The sequence below is a fragment of the Hymenobacter guriensis genome (assembly GCF_015773195.1).
Classification (GTDB): domain Bacteria; phylum Bacteroidota; class Bacteroidia; order Cytophagales; family Hymenobacteraceae; genus Hymenobacter; species Hymenobacter guriensis.
On sequence record NZ_JADWYK010000024.1, the window covers coordinates 1 to 18,201 of the forward strand.

Below are 18,201 nucleotides of genomic sequence, written 5' to 3' on the forward strand. Positions count from 1 at the left end.
GGATGCGCATTTTCTGGCCTTCGTTCATATTGCCGCAACTATACTCTGGTTGCGCGACTGTTAACACTTCCTAGTAGCAGTAGCTTTCTGCCAAGTTGTGAGTTGGAGGAAACCAACAGTTCAGGCAAATCCTAGCCCAAGCCATTACTCTGCCGCCCGGGCTCCGAGCAGCGTCTCCAGATTCTTAAGCCGGGTTTCCAGCGAGGCGGTGCTGGCCGTTTGCGCCTGTTGCTTCCGCAGTTGGGCCTGGGCTGCCGACAGTTCGGTGCGTAGCTGCTCAAGCTGCCGCTGCTGCTCTTTCAGGGCTTCTACCAGTATGGGCGTGAGCTGGGCGTAGTTCACGGCTTTAAGTCCGTCCTTGTCAGTGCTCACCAGCTCGGGGTACACTTGTTCCAGCTCCTGGGCAATGAAGCCCACCTGTTCGCCCTGTGGCCCTTGGCCGGCCCGGAAACGGTAGCGGCGGCCTTGCAGTGCCTGCACTCCGGCCAGCGCGTTACGTATGGGGCGCACGTCGGTTTTCAGGCGGGCATCGGAGCTCGAAGAAACCACGCCCTGCAACGTGAGGTTGCCGGTGATGGTGATGCCGCCTTCGGCGTACACGGCCACCTTGCGGTTGGTGGCCGTGGTGCCGGCGCCCACGATGTTCAGCGCATCGGTGGCGAGGTTGCCGTAGCCGATGGTGCCGGCCAGGGCCTGCTTGCCGCTCACGTCCGCCCCGAACTCCAGGGTACTGGCGCCGTTGATTTTGACGCTGCCGGCCACGTGCAGCCGGGCCTGCGGGGAAGCCAGCCCCAGGCCCACGTTACCGCTGGCGCTGATGTCGATGGAACTGGTGGGCGCGCCCGGCCGGATGCGCAGGGGCAGCAAGTTGCCGTTGGTCAGGTCACGCACAAAGAAATTGGCCTCGTTGCCGGCCACTTCCCAGACCTGGGTGCCCCAGCCGCCGGCCGCCAGCTGGTCCAGGCGCAGGCCCGGCGTGTTGCCATTGACCACGCGCAGGGTGGTGCCGCTGCCCTGCGCGCCGCCCTGCACGGTGGTGCCGCCGGCCGCGTGCAGCTCGATTTTCTGGTTGCCCGTGCCGGTGCCGGCACCCACGATGTTGAGCGCGTCGGTGGTGAGGTTGCCGTAGCCGATGGTGCCGGACAGCGGGTCTTTGTTGAGGATGCGGGCCCCAAACTCCAGGGTACGGGCGCTGTCGATTTTAACGCTGCCGGCCACGTGCAGCCGGGCCTGCGGGGAAGCCAGCCCCAGGCCCACGTTGCCGCTGGCGCTGATGTCCAGGGAGCTGGTGGGCGCGCCCGGCCGGATGCGGAAGGGCAGGCGGCTGCCGCCGGTCAGGTCGCGCACGAAGAAGTTGGCCTCGTTGGCCCCGATGTCCCAGGTCTGGGCCGTAAAGCCCCCGGCGTTGGTTTGCTCCAGGCGCAGGGCGGGCGTGTCGCTGTTGCGCAGGTGCAGCAGCATGCCGGCCGCCGGCGTATTCGTGCCTATGCCCAAGGCCCCGGTGGTGCTCAGCCCGCCGTTGAACACGGCGGCCCCGTTGAAGGTATTGGTCCCGCCAAAGGTGCTGTTGCCCCCTACGGTCAGCAAGCCGGTGGTGGTCAGCGGGCCGGCGAAGTAGCCCGCCCCGACGACGTGCAGCGGGTACTGCGCATCACTCAGGCCGATGCCCACGTTGCCGTTGTAGTTCCACGTGAGCACCGTCTGCCGGGACCCACCACGGTTGATGCCCAGTACGCCGCCCGTATAGCCGTAGAGTACTGGCCCATCTACGTTCTGGCCCAGCCAGTTCTTCGTGCTGTTGGCCGCACCGTACCAGCCCAGTCCGTGGTTGGTATCGGTGACGTTCCGCAGCAGTATTTCGTGGTCGTTGAAGCCGTAATTCTGCGTGGCCTGGGCTTGCGCCTTTACGGTATTGAGCAGGGGCAGCACCAGGAAACCCAGAAGGCAGCGGATAACAGAGCGTGTCATAGGACGGGGTAGCGTGAGGCCCCTAAACTACTATGAGTCCGGCTCAAAAGAAAAGCTATGTATGTCAACGCCGCCATCTGAGATGTCGAAAGCCCGGGACGACTTCTTATGCCAAGCCCGTCAGCTCCCATAGGGCCAGTAGAAACAAGCAAAAACTCTGTTCTTGCCAAACTTTTTAGTCTCCGCGCGCATTACCTTCTTTTCCCCTGACTACTCCCCATGGCTAAGATAAAAACCCTCTTTTTCTGCCAGAACTGCGGCGCCCAGAGTGCCAAATGGATAGGCCGCTGCCCCAGTTGCGGGGAGTGGAACACCTACGTGGAGGAGGTTATTGAAAAGGCCGACACAGCCACGGCCAACACCGCCTGGAAAGCCTCTACCACCGTGGGCAGCACGCCTACCAAAGCGGCCAAACCCAAGCCCCTGGGCGAAATCCTCTACGAAGAAGAGTCGCGCCTCGACACCCACGACGGAGAGCTGAACCGCGTGCTGGGCGGGGGCCTCGTGCCCGGCTCCCTGGTACTCATCGGGGGCGAGCCGGGCATTGGCAAAAGCACGCTCATGCTCCAGATTGCCATGCACCTGGGCCGCCTGAAAGTGCTGTACGTGAGCGGGGAGGAAAGCGAGCAGCAGATCAAGATGCGGGCCGAGCGCCTGGGCCAGCAGCACGCGGGCCTGTACATCCTCACCGAAACCAGCACCCAGAACATCTTCCGCCAGATCGACCAGCTGCAGCCCAACGTGGTCATCATCGACTCCATCCAGACGCTTCATTCTTCCCTCGTAGAATCGGGGGCGGGCTCCGTGAGCCAGGTGCGGGAGTGTACCCAGGAGCTGCTCAAGTATGCCAAGGAAACCGGGGTGCCGGTGCTGCTCATCGGCCACATCACCAAAGACGGTTCCATTGCCGGTCCCAAAATCCTGGAGCACATGGTAGACACCGTGCTGCAGTTTGAGGGCGACCGGCACCTGACTTACCGCATCCTGCGCACCATCAAAAACCGCTTTGGCTCCACTTCCGAGCTGGGCATCTACGAGATGCAGGGCTCGGGGCTGCGGCAGGTAAGCAACCCCTCCGAAATCCTACTTTCCCAGCGCAGCGAAACGCTCAGCGGCATTGCCATCGGGGGCACGCTGGAAGGCAACCGTCCCCTGCTGGTGGAAGTGCAGGCCCTCGTGACGCCCGCCACCTACGGCACGCCCCAGCGCTCGGCCACCGGCTTCGATGCTAAGCGCCTGCAGATGCTGCTGGCCGTGCTGGAAAAGCGCAGCGGCCTGCGCCTGGGCCAGCACGACGTGTTCCTGAACATTGCCGGCGGCCTGCGCCTCGACGACCCGGCCCTGGACCTGGCCGTGTGCGCCGCCGTGGTGTCGTCGCTGAACGATATTCCACTGGCGGGCGAAATCTGCCTGGCCGCCGAAGTGGGCCTGAGCGGGGAAATCCGGGCGGTGAGCCGGCTCGATCAGCGCCTCTCGGAAGCCGAGAAGCTGGGCTTTGCCGAAATGTACATCTCCCAGTTCAACGCCCGCGGCCTGGATTTGAGCCGCTACGGCATTCGGGTACACCCCTCCGGCCGGCTCGATGAAGTCCTATCCGGTTTGTTTGGGTAAAACCGGCTAAACGTGCCCGGCGGGGGCCGGCTACGAAAAAATTATGTCCTTGGATTGGATTTTCTGAACCTGAGTGCCGTATCTTCGGTATAGCAATTGACTTTTCCCGCGAAAATGGGGTGGCTGACGGGTTTTGTTTTCTGGCACTGAAAGTCAAGGTGTACCGTACTTCCTCAGTGTATAATCCTACGATACTGTTTTTTCGATGACTTCAGTTTTCCGCCTGACTGCCAGTTGCCTTGTGGCGGCACTGCTGAGCCCGGTGCTTGGCTGGGCCCAGGGCACCGTGGTGCTGACCGGCAAAATCAGCAACCGCACTAGTGACACCATTGCGGTGGCCGTGCGGGAAAATCCGCTGGAAGCCCACGAGCAGCTTACCTACGCCCGCGTCAACGAGAAAGGCGAGTTTCGGCTGGCCGTGCCCGTGAGCGGCCCCACCAAAGCCGACCTGGTGTACGGCGACGACGCTACCCAGCTGTTTGTGGAGCCCGGCAACAACCTGGAGGTGCGCTTTAAGAGCTCTGACCTGATCGGCTCTATCAAGTTCAAGGGAAATGGGGCCGAGGCTAACACCTTTCTGGCCGAGATGGACGAGCGGTTCGTGGAAAACGACGGCTTTCAGGTGCTGCCCGACAACATTATGCTCTACGAGCCAGGCTTCCTGGATTTCCTGGACTACCGCCGCAAGCAGGAGCTGAAGTTTCTGGAAGACAACGAGGACATGCTCACGCCTACCTTCCGCAACTACATCCGGGCCGAGGTGGACTACACCTATGCCAACGACCGGCTGACGTTTCAGGACCTGCGCGAGCAGGTGGTGGCCACGGAGCCCCGCCTGAAAATGACGCCTACCTTCTACGAGTTCCTCAACGATGAGAAGCTAGTCAACAATCCTTCCGCCATTCACAACGAAACCTATCAGGAGTTTCTCCTCAACTACATCCACTACCAGGCCCTCAGCCAGAATCACCGCCGCACCGACCCGGATTTCTTTCAGGTGTGCTACGAAATGGCGAAGACCAAGCTGAGCGGCGCCATCCGGCCCCTGGTGATGGGCCGGGTGATGCAGGAATCCTTCCGCTTCGGCCACGTGAAAGTGTCGCAGGCCATGCTCTCCGACTTCTTGGCCGTGGAAGGCTCCAAAACCTATGTACCGGCTCTGCAGGCCGATTTCGACGCGCACAAGGCATTTTCGATTGGTGCCCTGGCGCCCGATTTCAAGCTGGTCTCGGTGGCCGGCGACACTATTTCGCTTAGCAGCTTTGCGGGCAAGCTGGTGTACCTCAACTTCTGGAAAAGCACCAGCGGCCTGTGCCTGCGCGACCTGCCCTACGCCGCCGACTTAGCCAAGAAGTTCGACGGCAAAAACATTGTGTTCCTGAACATTGCCCTGGACGAAAACGAGCCGGCCTGGAAACAGCTGGTCGTGAGCAAGAAGCTGCCGGGCGTGCATGCCCGCGCCGTAGGCGGCCTGCGCTCGGCCCTAGCCCGGGCCTATGCCCTCGACAACGTGCCGGCCTACTTTCTGCTGGCCGAAGACGGAACCTTCCTCAATACCAAGCCCAAGCGCCTGAGCAGCCACGCCGCCGTGGAAGAAATCAAGGATTCCTTTGGCAAAGCCGCCCTCTATACCAGCACTGCCGAAATCAAAAAGTAGCTTTTGCGGTTATGCTATACCAGCCGCCTTCCGGTTTTCCGGGGGGCGGCTGTGTTTTGGGCGGGGGCATAGCCGCTCCTACCCTTTCCCTGCCGACCTTTAGCCGCTACATGGCCACGCTACTCAACGACGCGCTCAACTTTTTGTCTAAGGCCACGCCGCGCCGCGTGTGGAACGCCGCGCAGGTAACGGGCGGCTACGTCCTGAGCAAGGCCACGGGCAAAGCCCGGCACTGGGGCCTGCCAGTGGCCTTGTCGTTTGAGCCGACCACCAGTTGCAACCTGCGCTGCCCGGAGTGTCCCAGTGGCCTGCGTTCCTTCACGCGCCCCACCGGTATGCTACCCGACGAGCTGTTCCGGCAGACCATAGACGAGGTAGCTTCGCGGCTGTGGTACCTGATTTTCTACTTTCAAGGGGAGCCGTACCTGCATCCCAACTTCCTGGACTTGGTGCAGTACGCCGCCAAGAAAGGCATCTACACCGCTACCAGCACCAACGCCCACTACCTCAACGACAAGAATGCGCGCCGCACGGTAGAGTCAGGGCTCGATAGGCTGATTATTTCCCTGGATGGCACTACCCAGGAAGTGTACCAGCAGTACCGCGTAGGCGGCAAGCTCGATAAAGTGCTGGAAGGCACCCGTAACCTGATTAAGTGGCGGCGGGAGCTAAAGTCGCAGACGCCGCGGGTGGTATTCCAGTTTCTGGTGGTGCGCCCCAACGAGCACCAGATGGCCGAGGCGAAACAGCTGGCCCGGGAGCTGGGCGTAGATGACGTGTGGTTTAAAACCGCCCAGATCTACGACTACCAGCAAGGCTCCCCGCTAATTCCGACCATCGACTATTACTCCCGCTACGAAAACAACCAGGATGGCACCTGGAGCATCAAGAACCGCCTGCTCAACCACTGCTGGAAGATGTGGCACTCCTGCGTGGTTACCTGGGACGGACTAGTAGTGCCCTGCTGCTTCGATAAAGACGCCGAATACCGCCTCGGCGACCTGAAAACGCAGACCTTCCGCCAGCTCTGGCACGGCCCCAAATACCGCCAGTTCCGCGCCTCTCTCCTCAAAGGCCGCGACCAGATCGAAATGTGCCGCAACTGCACGGAAGGCACTAAGGTGTGGGGGTAATTTTTAATGTGCGGCGCTTCGCTAATGTGGAGAATGTGGGCAATGTGCTAATGAGCGTCATTGCGCGCGAAGCAAAGCAATCCGTCCTCTGAAACGTACTTCACGTTCTTTTACCAGAAGGCCCTTTCCCGTCCGCGCAGGAAAGGGCTTTTCACTGAATAAAGCTCAGCGCATTGCTCAGGACGGATTGCTTCGCTTCGCTCGCGACAATTGAAGCATTAGCACATCAGCACATTCCTCCACATTAGCACATTAAAAACTACTCTCCCCACGGGTACATATCGGGCGGCGTGTGCTCGTCGGGGCGGGTGGGCAGGGCGTGGAGGGCCTGGGTCTGGTCGATGAAGAGAAAGGCGTCGTACCGCTCCGGCACAATAGACGGCACGTAGTTACCGAACCGCTCGAACTCGGGCCGGTACACTACGCCAATGGCCCGGTGCCCGATGGGTTTGCGCAGCGCTGCAACGCCGTGCAGCTCCTCCGAAAACAGCAGCGCATTCTGGCCCCCAAGCTGCTCGTGCAGCATATGCTCCCAGGATCCGCGGGCAGCTTCCGGCACCGTCATCTTTTCCGGCGTGGCGCCCCATTTTTTGCCGGCAACCACCGTGCCTTGGTAGGAGCCAAAGCCCACGGCAAACATCTGGTCGCGGCCGTAGGCTTCGCGGGCCAGCTGGCCTACGTTTACCGACCCGTCGCGGGGCATGTCGGTGTAGCGGGCGTCGCCGATGTGGGTGTTATGCTCCCAGATAATGGCTTTGCTGTCGGGGCCGTGCAGGTCGAGCAGGCGCATCAGGGTTTCCATCATGTGCTGGTCGCGCACATTCCAGGAAGCCGAGCCGCCCTGAATCATGGCCCGGTAGTACCGCTCCGCGTTTACGGCTACCAGGGCATTCTGCTCGGCGTTGAACTGCTGCTCCCGCTCCGGCAGACCCTGTGGGTGGTGACTGGCCACCTGCTGTCGTAGGGCCTGTAGCATGTCCGTTACTTCGTCTTCGCAGTCCTGCGACACGTAAGCCACGGCTTGGGCATACTCCTGCGGGTCGTTGCCGAAAGGCTCGAAGCACTGAAAGGCCTTGTGCGCGGCCTGCACGGCACCGTCGCCCTGCTTTTCCACGTAGTGCAGAATCTCCTGCAACGATTCCCACAGGCTATATACATCCAGGCCATAAAACCCTACGCGCTGCTCCTGCGGCTGCTGGCGGTTGTGCTGGTGCATCCACTCCACCAGGGCGGCAATTTCCCAGTTGCCCCACATCCAGGTAGGCCATCGGTTAAACGTCTGCAGCAACTTGGCTGGAGTACCGTAGCTGACGGTATCCTGCTTGATAGCGGCATTCACCTCGAAGCAGTCGGGCCAGTCGCCTTCCACGGCTATGAAGCGGAAGCCTTTTTCCTGAATAAGCCGCTTGCTGATGGCGGTGCGCCAGGTGTAATACTCGGAAGTGCCGTGGGAAGCCTCGCCCAGCAGCACAATGCGGGCGTCGCCGATAGCCTCCAGCAACGGGTCCAGATCGGCAGTAGAGGTGAGCGGATGGGTAGGCAGCGTGGTGGGCATAGTCGAGGTTGTGTAGGCCGGAAACAGCAGCGTGCGGCGCAACCACTTGGTCGCGCCGCACGCCGGACACCGAAAAGATGATAGTAACGTCTATTTGTGGTGTTTATGCAGGTTTTTGCCCAGATCCTCTACCTGCTTCAGGAAGTCCAGCGCGTCGGAGTCTCCGTAAGTGCCGTAGGCCGAGGAGATGGTACCGCGCACGCCATCGTTGGTTTCCAGCGCGTACAGAATTGACATATCATCGGGGTCCGATTCGCCCTCAAAGCGGTAGAAATCCACGATGGTTACATCCTCGGGCCCGTAGGTTCGGTTGGAGTCGGAGCCGATGGTGCAGAGGCGCCCGTCTCTTACCTGGAAATCCTGGGTGTAGCCATCCGAGGACAGTTTTTTCTCGACGTTGATGAGGGAGCGTTCTTCTTCTTTGTCTTGCATGGCGAAGGGGTAGTTGGATGTGGGAGAGAGTCGGTGGGAAGCGGGGGGCGCTGAAAAGACGAGCCCCCGCCCCGGCTATACGAGGCCGGGATGGGGGCAGGTTGTCTGAAATTAAAGCGGAGTTAACGGCCTACGCTGTCGGCTGCCGGGCCGCGGCAGCTTCGATGGTGCGCTGCAGCCGGTCCACATCAATGGTGGAGCAGGCTCCGCAGCCCTTGGCGCAGCCCGCCGCGCTTTTCGTGAAGAAGGCGCGCCAGAAAATCCGGCCGACGTAGAAGGCCGCGCCCACGAAGAGTAGCGCGATGATGAGGTACTGAAGCCACATGATGGGTACAAAACTACGAAGCAGGCGTTTTCGTTTTCCGGCCTCGGATTTTTCTTACCTAGCAGGAGCAGTGCCAGGGCCGGCACCACGGCAACGGGCTGTAGCCTACGACCAGTGCTGCTGCATAATCTGCTGCATCTGGGCGTGCACAGTCTGGTTGGAAGCCAGCACCTCCCGTCCGAAAACCGGGTCGCCCTCGTGCAGGAACTGAGTAACGTGCCCCCCGGCCTCGCGCACCAGCAGAATACCGGCTGCCACGTCGTAGGAGTTGATGTTGAACTCGAAGTAGCCCTCAAAGCGCCCGGCCGCCACCCAGGCCAGGTCCACGGCCGCCGAGCCCACGCGGCGGATGCCGTTGGTAGCGCCCATAAACTCCTTGAGAATGGCCAGGTAAGTGTCTACCCGGTGAAAATTGCTGTACGGAAAGCCCGTGGCTACCAGGGAGTGGTTCAGCTCGGCGGTTTCGGAAACATGGATGGGCTTCTCATTGCAGAACGCCCCGCCCCCGCGCACGGCCCGGAAGCACTCGTCCTGGTTTACCTCGTATACTACCCCAATTACCAATTCACTGCCCTGCATCAAAGCCACGCTCACGGAGTAGCAGGGCAAGCCGTGAATGAAGTTGGTGGTGCCATCGAGCGGGTCGATAATCCAGGTGAACTCCTCGGCCTGGCTGGGCGCGCCGGCCGTGCCTTCCTCCGTGATGAAGCCCGCCTGCGGCAGCAGCTCCCGCAGCCCGGCCACCAGCAGCTTTTCAGCTTCCTGGTCCACGTACGACACCATATCGTGCAGGCCCTTGTGCTGCACGCGGCTACGGTCGAAGCCGGCCGCTTCCTGGCGAATAAACTGGCCAGCCCGGCGGGCTACCTCGGCAGTTTCGAGACTGAGTTGAATGAAGTCCATAAAGTGGTTTAATTGCTTTTCTACTCTGTCATCCTGAGCGAAGCGAAGGACCTCTCTCCGATAAGTGACTAAGCTTGTGCACCGCTTATGCGGCTGAGAGTAGACGTTAGAGCGTTGACTGGCCGACAGCACTAAGAAAGAGGAAGGTCCTTCGCTTCGCTCAGGATGATAGGCTGGTTTTTATGAGAAAAACGGCCTGCCACTACCCACACCAGCAGCAGTACCGCCAGCACCTGGCAGGCGGGGCCAATCAGCTCACCGTAGCGCACGTAGAAGGTTTGCTCGGTGTTGAGGCGCACGGTAGCGCGGCTTACGGCCTGCTGCCACCACGCGGTGCGCTGGGTGATTTCGCCTTTCTGATTGATGAAGCCTGAAATGCCGGTGTTGGCGGAGCGGGCTATGTCGCGGCGGGTTTCAATGGCGCGCAGGGTGGCGTACTGCAAATGCTGCTGGTGACCGGGCGAGTCGGACCACCAGCCGTCGTTGGTGATGATGCCGATGAGCGTGGCCCCATTGCGGACGTAGTCGCGCACGAAGTCGCCGTAGATGGATTCGTAGCAGATAACGGGTCCCACGCGCAGCGCCGGGGGGCGCATCTGGTACACCGTGCGCTCGGGCTGGGAGCCCAGGCCACCGGCCGTGCCGCCCAGGTCAATAACGAAGGCCGACAGCCACGGCGGCACGCCCTCCACGCCTGGCACCAGCCGCGACTTGTGGTAGAACTCCGGCACACCCGAGGCGCCCGGCAGGTGCACGGCCGTGTTGAAAATGTCGTAGTAGCCCATATCCTGGCGGAAGCGGGCGGTGGGGCTGGCTTTTTCTTTGGAAGGGTACCGGCCCACGCTCGTGAGGCCCGTAATGAGCTCCACGTTGGGGTGCTGCCCCAGCCACTGCCGGATGCGCTGAATCTTGAGGTTGCTGTCGAAGGAGTCCTCGAAGTAGATTTCGTCGAGGGAGGTTTCGGGCCAGAGTACCAGCTGGGTTTGGGGCGTCAGGTTTTGCTCGGTGAGGGTGAGCAGGCGTGTGAGCTGCTCATCAAAGGAAATAAACTTGCTGCCGCCCTCAAACTTCTCATTGAACGGGTCGACGTTGGGCTGCACTACCAGCACCTCGGCCGTGGTCCCCTTTTCCTGGTAGCGGCTGCCGATGAGGTAAGATGCGCCGATAGGCAGCAGAACTGCCAAGACGGGCCACAGCCAACGCAGCTTCAACTTAGCTGAGGACCAGGCATCAGCCCGCCGCCGCTGCAGGCCAAACCACGCCCCGAATACTAGGATATTTACCAGCCATATCCACACGGAGCCGCCCAGAAAGCCAGTGTACTCGTACCACTGAACCCACTGATTAGCTTGCGCGAAGCCGTTGCCGAGCGTAAGCCAGGGCCAGGTCAGAAACCAGTGCAGGTGCAATTGCTCGAAGGCTATCCAGTAAATCGGGAGCGAAATATAGCCCATCGTAGCGCCGAGGCGCTTTTTGGTGTGGTAGAACGCCATCAGCGGCGCGCTCATCATCAGGGCATTGCAGACGACGGCCGCGATGCCGCCGCCCAGGGTGCTGTAGCTCACCCAATAGGTGGTAAACAGGTTCCAGAGCAGCAGCAGTAGGTAGGAATAGCGCCACACTTTCCAGCCGCTGGCCCCGCGCTCCGTGAGCAGTTGCTCCAGCCGCAGATACGGCACCCAGCCTACCAGCAGCAGCGCGGCCAACGGCGCCGGGTGCACCGGCCAGCCGGCCCATAGCAAAAAGCCCCCCAGCCAGGCCAGCCCAAGCGGTATGCCCAGCGCCAGCTTGCGGGAAGGCATTGCGGTGGAAGAAGTTGTTGAGTTCGGATTAGTCATCGGCACGGTGGGTGTCTTTACTGCGTTCTTCTTTACGGCCCTGCACTACCAGCACAATTTCACCTTTGATAGCGGGCCGCGCGGCAAAGTTGGCCGCCAGCTCAGCCAGCGGAAGGGTCACGGTTTCCTCGAACAGCTTGGTTAGCTCCCGGCTCACGGAGGCGGGCCGCTCGGGTCCCAGCACCTCGGCCAACTGCTCCAGCGTCTTCACAATGCGGTGCGGCGACTCGTAGAAAATCATGGTACGAGTTTCCGGTATCAGTTCGCGCAGACGGGTCTGACGGCCTTTTTTAACGGGCAAAAAGCCTTCAAACGTGAACCGCTCGGCCCCAAACCCCGATTTCAGCAAAGCCGGCACCAGGGCCGTAGCGCCGGGCAGGCACTCCACTTTCAGGCCCCGGGCCAGGCACTCGCGCACCAGCAGAAAGCCGGGGTCGGAAATGCCGGGCGTGCCCGCGTCGGATACCAGGGCCATGGTTTCGCCGCGCACCAGCCGCTCCAGCAGGCGCTGCACCTGCTGGTGCTCGTTGTGTAGGTGGTAGCTGAGCATGGGCTTCTTGAACCCCAGATGCTGCAGGAGCCGGCCGCTGGTGCGGGTGTCTTCGGCCAGCACCGTATCTACCTCGCCCAGCACCCGGATGGCCCGCAGGGTAATATCCTCTAGGTTGCCGATGGGCGTGGGCACGAGGTAGAGCAAGGTGGGCGCAGGAGTTTCAGCCATAAGCTGCAAAGGTAGACCACAGATGATGACAGATGCAGGAACGGATAAAAACAGATAACGCGGCGCCGTGGCTAGGCCACCTCCGTGCCCGTCAGCGCTTCTCCTTTATAAGCCGCCGCCAGCGTATCAATAGCCGCCGCGAGCTGCCGGTCCTTCCCGGTGATGGTGCGGCCGGCATCGTGGGTACACAGGCGAAAGGAAACCACACTGTACTCGTTGCTCCACCACGGATGATGCCCCTGAAACTCGGCTTCCTCGGCCACGTCGGTCATGAAGCTGAAAGCGGTTTGAAAGTCCTTGAAGCGGAACGTGCAGGTGAGGGCGTTGTCGAGTTCAGTCCACATGGGCGGAAAGGCAGGTTGAAAGTATGGAGCCGCAACGTAAGCCCGGCCTTATCCAAACGCAACGGGCTGCGTAGAAATTCGCCTCATCATTTGCTTGCCAAGCCATGCCTTTGCACCGCCTGCTAGACCAGAAGTTAAGTAAAATCTATGAGCCGTCGTCGCGCGTGGATGACGTATTTAAGGGTTACGACATCACGTTCATCACCAATGAGCACGGCGAGCCAGTGACGCTGTTCTTTGGCAAGCGCCGGCCCGATGGCGCCATTGCGGGCGAGCGGTATACGCGCACCATCAAGCGGGAGCCGGGCAGTCTGGTGGTGAAATCGAGCCACTGGGACCTGCGGGGCAAGATTATGCGCTAAGCCGCGTCCTAACCTCCATCAGGGCAAAGCCAAGCAGGTTGAGGCCCGCCCACTGCGCCGGATCGGCCGCCTTGGGGTCGTCCTGCGCCAGTCCGATTCCCCAGATGGCGTCTACCGGGCTGGCTTCTACCAGAATTCGTGCGCCGGTACCCAGCAGAAAATCCTGCAAGGCTGGGTGCTGCCCGAACTTGGCTTCGTTGCCCGTCACGACGATATTGAAGCGGGCCGCGTTCCACCGGGCTTCGTCGAAGTTTTTGATTTGGCGGCCCAGCTTTTTGGCCTCGTTTGGATACTTGGCGCCTAGGATGGCCTGACGCGTGGGTTCATCGTCGAAAAGACGTGCTTTCTCGGCCATCATATAATGCTCCGTAGAGGCGTACGTTTCGCCGGCCAAAGTGAAAGGGGCCGGGTACCACTGGCTGAAGCACTCTTTGCCGATGGCGGCCCCGGGCTTGGCCGTATGCCCCCAGAAGTACAGGTATTTGGCGGAGTAGCCGGCCGCCAGTTGAGCTAGCAGCTGCTCAACGGAGCGGATTTCGGGAGTTGCAGCAGGAGTCATAGCCGATATAGAAGCCGGGATTTTGTATTGGGCGGCTTGTCGTCAAACCTAAACCTAAATCCGCAAACGGCAGTACACCCTAGGCAGATACCCTTCCCATTCCAACGACGAACTTACTATGGCCATCGACCCCAACAACCGCCCCGTGCGCGTCATCAACGACGATACCACCGACCAGGAACTGGAAGCCGGGCACATCATTCCCGGCGCCGACCCACCCAAGAATGAAGATGCCCGCGGGGGCTTCGGCAACCGCGAAGGCAAGGAAGGCTACGGCACCGACAGCGGCTCGGGCATCACGGCCGTTTCGGTGAACGAAAACACCGACGACCTGCAGCACCCCGAGGACAACATCCGTAGCACCGATGAAGGCCGCCCCGACCGGCCCAACCAGGATTTGCCCGAAGACGAAGATCCTGATATGTCGGCCCGCCGGCCCGCCGATGAGCTGGACCTGGACGACAGCCGCCCCGGCCGCGATGAAATGCAGAACCCCAACTCGCGCGTGGGTCTGGGCCAGATGGAGCCTCGGGCCATTGATAACTCCGAGCTGGCCCGCCAGGGTACCAACGCGGACCTCACCGACCCGAACGCCTCCGATACGGCCATCGACCAGTAGCTTTTTCGCCGGCGCCCTACTTGTTTACAGGCAAGGCGCCGGCTTTTTTCCACGTTAACCCAACTTCTGCCATGCCTTACAAAAGCAATAACACCAACCAGCAGTCGAAGGAAAACCACGGCAACCCCACCGGCGCCGGTCAGCCCAAAGCCGAGTCTTTGCCCGTAAACCAGTACGACCCCGAGCAGGAGGAGCGGCTGGAGCAGGAAGCAGCCGATGCGCCCCTGCGCCACCCGAACCGCAACCTCGACAAACCCGAACTCGACAAGCCGGCCTACAACTAACCTGTAGCGTCGTATAGCCAGGCACCTCTCGCGCAAGCGGGAGGTGCCTTTTTGTTTTACCCACCGATTTCGTTTGCTGTTTATGGCCCGTTTTGTGACCACCGACCTGCATGGCTGCCTGCGCACGTTGCGCCATGCTCTGGAAAAGGTAATCCAGTTTTCGGCCCGCGACGAGCTGTACGTGCTGGGCGACTACGTAAACAAAGGCCCCGACAGCCGCGGCGTGCTCGATTATCTGATGCAATTGCAGGCCCGGGGTATGGCCGTCCGGTGCCTGCGCGGCAACCATGACCAGGAGCTGCTCGATGCTGCCCAGGGCCGCACCGCCGCCCTATGGGCCTCGGCCGCCGACCGGGAGTTGACGTTGCGCAGCTTCGGGGTAGCGCAGGCTGCCGATATTCCGGTGCCTTACCTGCGCTGGCTCGATGCCCTCCCCTACGAGTTCGATCTGCCCGACTTCGTGCTGGTACACGCTGGCTTTGATTTCCGCCAGCCGCCGGAGCAGATGCGCCGGGACCATCAGACTATGATGAATATCAAGAAGTTTACCTTCGATGCCTCGCGGCTGCAGGGCAAGCGCCTCGTGCACGGCCACGTGCCCACGCCCACCGCCGAGGTACAGCGCCTGGCCGATACCCACGCCCAGGTGCTGAAACTGGACACCGGCTGTGTGTACCGCCATAACCCCGAGCTGGCCCAGCTCAGCGTGCTGAACCTCGACACCTTTACGCTACACCTCGTGCCTAACTGCGAGCTGTCCTACCCTATTATGCGCCGGCCAGGCTAGCCTTTTCTATCGTCTTGTTGCAAGTGCTTAAGGCACTGGAATCAAGGAGGATTTGCCACTGTTTGTGACATCTACTCAAAAGCCTCAATTAGAATTTTTATAATTCATATTCTTGGGGATGCTTAGAATATTCCAAGAAAACGGAAGCTCAAGCCAGCGTTTGGTAGCCAGTTCATACATAATATATTTAGTATAATTTATTGATAGTCAGCACATAATAAATAAAATATAAACATCTAAACCCCTAGCACATACAAGTCCTTAATGCCAGCCCGCACAGGCATTGACTTGCCTCAAAGGGTGGCTATATTTGTTAAGTCACATTCGCCAGGTGAAGTAGTATAAGATGATTGCCGGGCGAATGGTGTGGTGTTGGTCATTCATTTCCCGCTGCTTTTTTGCTCCTGACCGTCCGGTTTCTGGTCCAGGCCTACGCAGCTAAACCGTTGTATTCAAGCAGTTGAAGCGCTTATAGGCGCTTCCCGGCCAGGTATTGCCGCCACTGTTGGGCTTCCCTTCTGTTTTCACCCTTTTTCATTTCAACCATGAAACAGTTTTCCTCGCGCACTTTCTACGGCCGGCGGCCGGCCCGTCGGCTGCCCGCCACCCGCTGGGCTTTGTTGGCGGGCCTGCTCCTGCTGTTGCTGCTGGCCCGCACCGGGCGTGCCCAGGGCGTAATAGTTCGTACTGTGGGGCCGGGCGGAGAATATGCCACCATCAACGAAGCGCTACGGAACACCTCAGGTCCAGAGGCTTATGAGCTGCAGCTACTGGACGGCACTTTTACTGAGGACGTCACCATCACGCAGGCTTTCCCGGCCGGCGCGCCGCTCACTATCAAGCCGGCGGAAGGCAGCACGGTGGTGTGGGAAGGCACGCTGGCGCTGGAAGATGGGGCCGCAAATGTGACAGTGGATGGCCACAACGGCACCACGGCCCGTGCCCTCACCCTGCGCCAGCCCGACGCGGCCCGCCCCACGCTGCAGTTTACCCATGATGCGCAGGCCATTACCGTCCGGGACCTTATCATCCAGGGCAGCAACGCCGGCAGCCTGAGCGGAGTGGTGGTGATTGGCTCCGGCTCTACCACGGGCCACAAGGAACTGCAACTCATCGGCAACCAGATTGGCAACGTGCCCAACGGCAGCGCGCCCGTAAACCTTATCTATGCCGCCAACGCCACGGCCGGCACGCTCAACGAGCAGATAACCATCCGCAAGAATGAGCTGCTCAATTTCACGGGCACCGGCCTAGCCGTGCAGGCCGGCAACGGCGGGGCCTGGACTATCACCGAAAACAGCTTCTATTACAACCTGTCAGCTACGCCAACTTCGGCCCAGCGCGCCATCGATTTTCAGCCCGGCGCGGCTTCCGATGGCAATAGTATCACCTCGAACACCATTGGCGGACGCACGGCTACTGCTACCGGCATTTGGGACAACACCGGCATCAACGACTTCCAGGCTATTGGGGTGAGCTGCGGCTCGGGCACGGGTGCTGCGGCTAACGTACTCAGCAACAACATCATCCGCAACATCACGCTGAGCCGCCAGAACACCGAGCAGTCACTGACGGCTATTCTTGTAGAAGGTGGCCGGGTTGAGCTGACCGCCAACGTAATTTCCGGCCTGGCCAACAGCGGCACGAAGGGCGTGAACAGCCTGATAAGCCGGGGCAACGTGGTGCTGAGCGACTTTGCGGTGAGCAGCGGCCAGATTATGGCCGTGGAGCGCGGCACACTGCACGTACTCAATAACCTCACGAACAGCGGCATCCTCAACCACACCGGCGGCAACATGCTGGTGGAAGGCAACTTCACCAATAATGGCACCTTCGCCCAAACTCAGGGCGACCTGGAAGTGAAGGGCGACATGACCAACCGCAACATCTTCAACTGCACCACCGGCGCGGTAAAGCTTACCGGTACCCGCGACCAGAAAGTAAGCGGCGGTACTTACTTCAACCTGGAAGTAAACGGCACCGGCACCAAAACCCTGACGGGCAACATGACGGTGTACAACGGTATTCAGATGACGCAGGGTATTCTCAACACGGGCGCTTTCCTCATTAGCGTAGGGCCGCTGGCCAACGTAGTGGAAACCGATGCCAGCTACATCCTGGGGAAAGTAGAAGCCTCGGGCCGGGAGCCGGAAGCTGGGAAAGCCGAAGACTTTGGCAACATTGGCCTGGTATTTACGCCCCAGTTCGGCTCCGTGCTGCCGGGCTTTATGACGGTAGTGCGCACTACGGGCTCCACGGCACCCGGCCAGATTCAGCGGTACTTCGATGTGAATGCCGATGTAGCCAGCGGCCTGACGGCCTCTATGATCATCAAATACCTGCCGCACGAAATTGGTGCGCTGAATATGAGCAAGCTGGAATTCCTGCAGTCTACCAACAACGGAGGCGACTGGAGTGCCGAAGGCATCAGCAACAGCACCACGAACATGGCCGAGCTGGAAAAGGTAACGAGCCTGGGCCGCTGGACGCTGGGTGTTTTCGACAAGCCGCTGCCCGTAACCCTCACGGCCTTCTCGGCCCGCGCCGATGGTAGCAATGCAGTAGTTTCCTGGACTACCGCCACGGAAATCGACAACCACGGCTTCGGGGTGGAAGTATCGGCGGATGGACGCACGTTCCGCACGCTGGGCTTTGTGCCGGCCGCGGGCCGCGGGCAGCAGTACTGCTTCGTGGATACCGAAAAGCAGAAAACCGGCGTGCGCTACTACCGCCTGCGCCAGGAAGACACCAACGGCCGCATCACCCACACCGAGGCCCGCACCCTCGCGTTTGGCCCGGCCAGCCTAACCCTTGCTGCTTATCCCAACCCCTTCGCCGGGGACCTGGAGATGCGCCTGACCTCACCGCTGGCCGCTACCGCCGTGCTGCGCCTAGTAGATGGGCTGGGCCGCACCGTATGGACTGCCACCCGCGCCCTGCAGCCCGGCGCTAACCAGCTGCTGATTGCCGCCCCAGCGTGCGCCGCCGGCACCTATGTGCTGGAAGCAACGCTGAACGGCCAGGTGCTGCGCCAGCGCGTAGTGCGCCGGTAGATTTCAGCGTCTAGTGCTTTGTGCCTAGTGCTTCGTGTTTAGATTCAGAA

Annotated in this window: 17 protein-coding genes; 8 read left to right on the plus strand and 9 right to left on the minus strand. The window is 60.8% G+C overall.

Annotation, left to right across the window (positions count from 1 at the left end):
- Positions 1-144: 144 nt before the first annotated feature.
- Positions 145-1,968: a tail fiber domain-containing protein gene (locus tag I5L79_RS22505; RefSeq protein WP_196957350.1), complete on the minus strand. Its 1,824-nt coding sequence runs from the start codon at positions 1,966-1,968 to the stop codon at positions 145-147.
- A 219-nt stretch (positions 1,969-2,187) separates the two neighbouring features.
- On the opposite strand from I5L79_RS22505, the gene radA reads away from it, so the two are divergent.
- The 3 genes from radA to I5L79_RS22520 all read left to right on the plus strand — a co-directional run bounded on the left by radA (position 2,188) and on the right by I5L79_RS22520 (position 6,369).
- Positions 2,188-3,579, plus strand: coding sequence for a DNA repair protein RadA (radA, locus tag I5L79_RS22510; RefSeq protein WP_196957351.1), 1,392 nt, complete (start codon positions 2,188-2,190; stop codon positions 3,577-3,579).
- 205 nt (positions 3,580-3,784) lie between these two features.
- On the plus strand, positions 3,785-5,236 hold the full coding sequence (locus I5L79_RS22515) for a TlpA family protein disulfide reductase (protein ID WP_196957352.1): 1,452 nt from the start codon (positions 3,785-3,787) through the stop codon (positions 5,234-5,236).
- Positions 5,237-5,346: 110 nt separating this feature from the next.
- A complete protein-coding gene (locus I5L79_RS22520; RefSeq protein WP_196957353.1) occupies positions 5,347-6,369 on the plus strand; it encodes an SPASM domain-containing protein in 1,023 nt (340 codons plus the stop codon).
- Positions 6,370-6,628: 259 nt separating this feature from the next.
- Here I5L79_RS22520 and I5L79_RS22525 read toward each other — a convergent pair whose 3' ends face one another.
- From I5L79_RS22525 to I5L79_RS22555, 7 genes are all read right to left on the minus strand, one after another.
- On the minus strand, positions 6,629-7,924 hold the full coding sequence (locus I5L79_RS22525; RefSeq protein WP_196957354.1) for an erythromycin esterase family protein: 1,296 nt from the start codon (positions 7,922-7,924) through the stop codon (positions 6,629-6,631).
- A 90-nt stretch (positions 7,925-8,014) separates the two neighbouring features.
- A complete protein-coding gene (locus I5L79_RS22530) occupies positions 8,015-8,356 on the minus strand; it encodes a hypothetical protein (protein ID WP_196957355.1) in 342 nt (113 codons plus the stop codon).
- 130 nt (positions 8,357-8,486) lie between these two features.
- Positions 8,487-8,681, minus strand: coding sequence for a FeoB-associated Cys-rich membrane protein (locus I5L79_RS22535; RefSeq protein ID WP_196957356.1), 195 nt, complete (start codon positions 8,679-8,681; stop codon positions 8,487-8,489).
- 105 nt (positions 8,682-8,786) lie between these two features.
- Positions 8,787-9,584 (minus strand): inositol monophosphatase family protein, encoded by a 798-nt coding sequence (locus I5L79_RS22540; RefSeq protein ID WP_196957357.1) that lies wholly within the window; start codon positions 9,582-9,584, stop codon positions 8,787-8,789.
- Positions 9,585-9,715: 131 nt separating this feature from the next.
- Positions 9,716-11,386 carry an apolipoprotein N-acyltransferase gene (lnt, locus tag I5L79_RS22545; protein ID WP_196957358.1) on the minus strand — a complete coding sequence of 557 codons (1,671 nt, stop codon included), beginning with the start codon at positions 11,384-11,386 and terminating at the stop codon, positions 9,716-9,718.
- 28 nt (positions 11,387-11,414) lie between these two features.
- Complete coding sequence (rsmI, locus tag I5L79_RS22550; protein WP_196957359.1) at positions 11,415-12,143, minus strand: 16S rRNA (cytidine(1402)-2'-O)-methyltransferase; 729 nt, start codon at positions 12,141-12,143, stop codon at positions 11,415-11,417.
- A 71-nt stretch (positions 12,144-12,214) separates the two neighbouring features.
- A complete protein-coding gene (locus I5L79_RS22555) occupies positions 12,215-12,487 on the minus strand; it encodes a 4a-hydroxytetrahydrobiopterin dehydratase (protein WP_196957360.1) in 273 nt (90 codons plus the stop codon).
- Between the two features lie 104 nt (positions 12,488-12,591).
- Here I5L79_RS22555 and I5L79_RS22560 point away from each other — a divergent pair, with 104 nt between their 5' ends.
- Positions 12,592-12,849 carry a hypothetical protein gene (locus I5L79_RS22560; RefSeq protein ID WP_196957361.1) on the plus strand — a complete coding sequence of 86 codons (258 nt, stop codon included), beginning with the start codon at positions 12,592-12,594 and terminating at the stop codon, positions 12,847-12,849.
- On the opposite strand, the gene I5L79_RS22565 is transcribed toward I5L79_RS22560, so the two are convergent.
- The gene (locus tag I5L79_RS22565) at positions 12,839-13,408 is read right to left on the minus strand and encodes an NADAR family protein (RefSeq protein WP_196957362.1); all 570 of its coding nucleotides are present in this window, start codon (positions 13,406-13,408) and stop codon (positions 12,839-12,841) included. The genes I5L79_RS22560 and I5L79_RS22565 overlap by 11 nt on opposite strands.
- A gap of 118 nt (positions 13,409-13,526) precedes the next feature.
- On the opposite strand from I5L79_RS22565, the gene I5L79_RS22570 reads away from it, so the two are divergent.
- From I5L79_RS22570 to I5L79_RS22585, 4 genes are all read left to right on the plus strand, one after another.
- Entirely contained in the window at positions 13,527-14,027 is a 501-nt protein-coding gene (locus I5L79_RS22570) for a hypothetical protein (protein ID WP_196957363.1), read from the plus strand.
- Positions 14,028-14,098: 71 nt separating this feature from the next.
- Positions 14,099-14,311: a hypothetical protein gene (locus I5L79_RS22575; RefSeq protein ID WP_196957364.1), complete on the plus strand. Its 213-nt coding sequence runs from the start codon at positions 14,099-14,101 to the stop codon at positions 14,309-14,311.
- A gap of 82 nt (positions 14,312-14,393) precedes the next feature.
- A complete protein-coding gene (locus tag I5L79_RS22580; protein WP_196957365.1) occupies positions 14,394-15,098 on the plus strand; it encodes a metallophosphoesterase family protein in 705 nt (234 codons plus the stop codon).
- Between the two features lie 545 nt (positions 15,099-15,643).
- Positions 15,644-18,151 carry a T9SS type A sorting domain-containing protein gene (locus tag I5L79_RS22585; RefSeq protein WP_196957366.1) on the plus strand — a complete coding sequence of 836 codons (2,508 nt, stop codon included), beginning with the start codon at positions 15,644-15,646 and terminating at the stop codon, positions 18,149-18,151.
- The last annotated feature ends 50 nt before the right edge of the window (positions 18,152-18,201 follow it).

Coding starts and splice junctions, on each gene's coding strand:
- I5L79_RS22505 (WP_196957350.1), bottom strand. CDS start 1,968: ATGACACGCTCTGTTATCCGCTGCCTTCTGGGTTTCCTGGTGCTGCCC.
- radA (WP_196957351.1), top strand. CDS start 2,188: ATGGCTAAGATAAAAACCCTCTTTTTCTGCCAGAACTGCGGCGCCCAG.
- I5L79_RS22515 (WP_196957352.1), top strand. CDS start 3,785: ATGACTTCAGTTTTCCGCCTGACTGCCAGTTGCCTTGTGGCGGCACTG.
- I5L79_RS22520 (WP_196957353.1), top strand. CDS start 5,347: ATGGCCACGCTACTCAACGACGCGCTCAACTTTTTGTCTAAGGCCACG.
- I5L79_RS22525 (WP_196957354.1), bottom strand. CDS start 7,924: ATGCCCACCACGCTGCCTACCCATCCGCTCACCTCTACTGCCGATCTG.
- I5L79_RS22530 (WP_196957355.1), bottom strand. CDS start 8,356: ATGCAAGACAAAGAAGAAGAACGCTCCCTCATCAACGTCGAGAAAAAA.
- I5L79_RS22535 (WP_196957356.1), bottom strand. CDS start 8,681: ATGTGGCTTCAGTACCTCATCATCGCGCTACTCTTCGTGGGCGCGGCC.
- I5L79_RS22540 (WP_196957357.1), bottom strand. CDS start 9,584: ATGGACTTCATTCAACTCAGTCTCGAAACTGCCGAGGTAGCCCGCCGG.
- lnt (WP_196957358.1), bottom strand. CDS start 11,386: ATGCCTTCCCGCAAGCTGGCGCTGGGCATACCGCTTGGGCTGGCCTGG.
- rsmI (WP_196957359.1), bottom strand. CDS start 12,143: ATGGCTGAAACTCCTGCGCCCACCTTGCTCTACCTCGTGCCCACGCCC.
- I5L79_RS22555 (WP_196957360.1), bottom strand. CDS start 12,487: ATGTGGACTGAACTCGACAACGCCCTCACCTGCACGTTCCGCTTCAAG.
- I5L79_RS22560 (WP_196957361.1), top strand. CDS start 12,592: ATGCCTTTGCACCGCCTGCTAGACCAGAAGTTAAGTAAAATCTATGAG.
- I5L79_RS22565 (WP_196957362.1), bottom strand. CDS start 13,408: ATGACTCCTGCTGCAACTCCCGAAATCCGCTCCGTTGAGCAGCTGCTA.
- I5L79_RS22570 (WP_196957363.1), top strand. CDS start 13,527: ATGGCCATCGACCCCAACAACCGCCCCGTGCGCGTCATCAACGACGAT.
- I5L79_RS22575 (WP_196957364.1), top strand. CDS start 14,099: ATGCCTTACAAAAGCAATAACACCAACCAGCAGTCGAAGGAAAACCAC.
- I5L79_RS22580 (WP_196957365.1), top strand. CDS start 14,394: ATGGCCCGTTTTGTGACCACCGACCTGCATGGCTGCCTGCGCACGTTG.
- I5L79_RS22585 (WP_196957366.1), top strand. CDS start 15,644: ATGAAACAGTTTTCCTCGCGCACTTTCTACGGCCGGCGGCCGGCCCGT.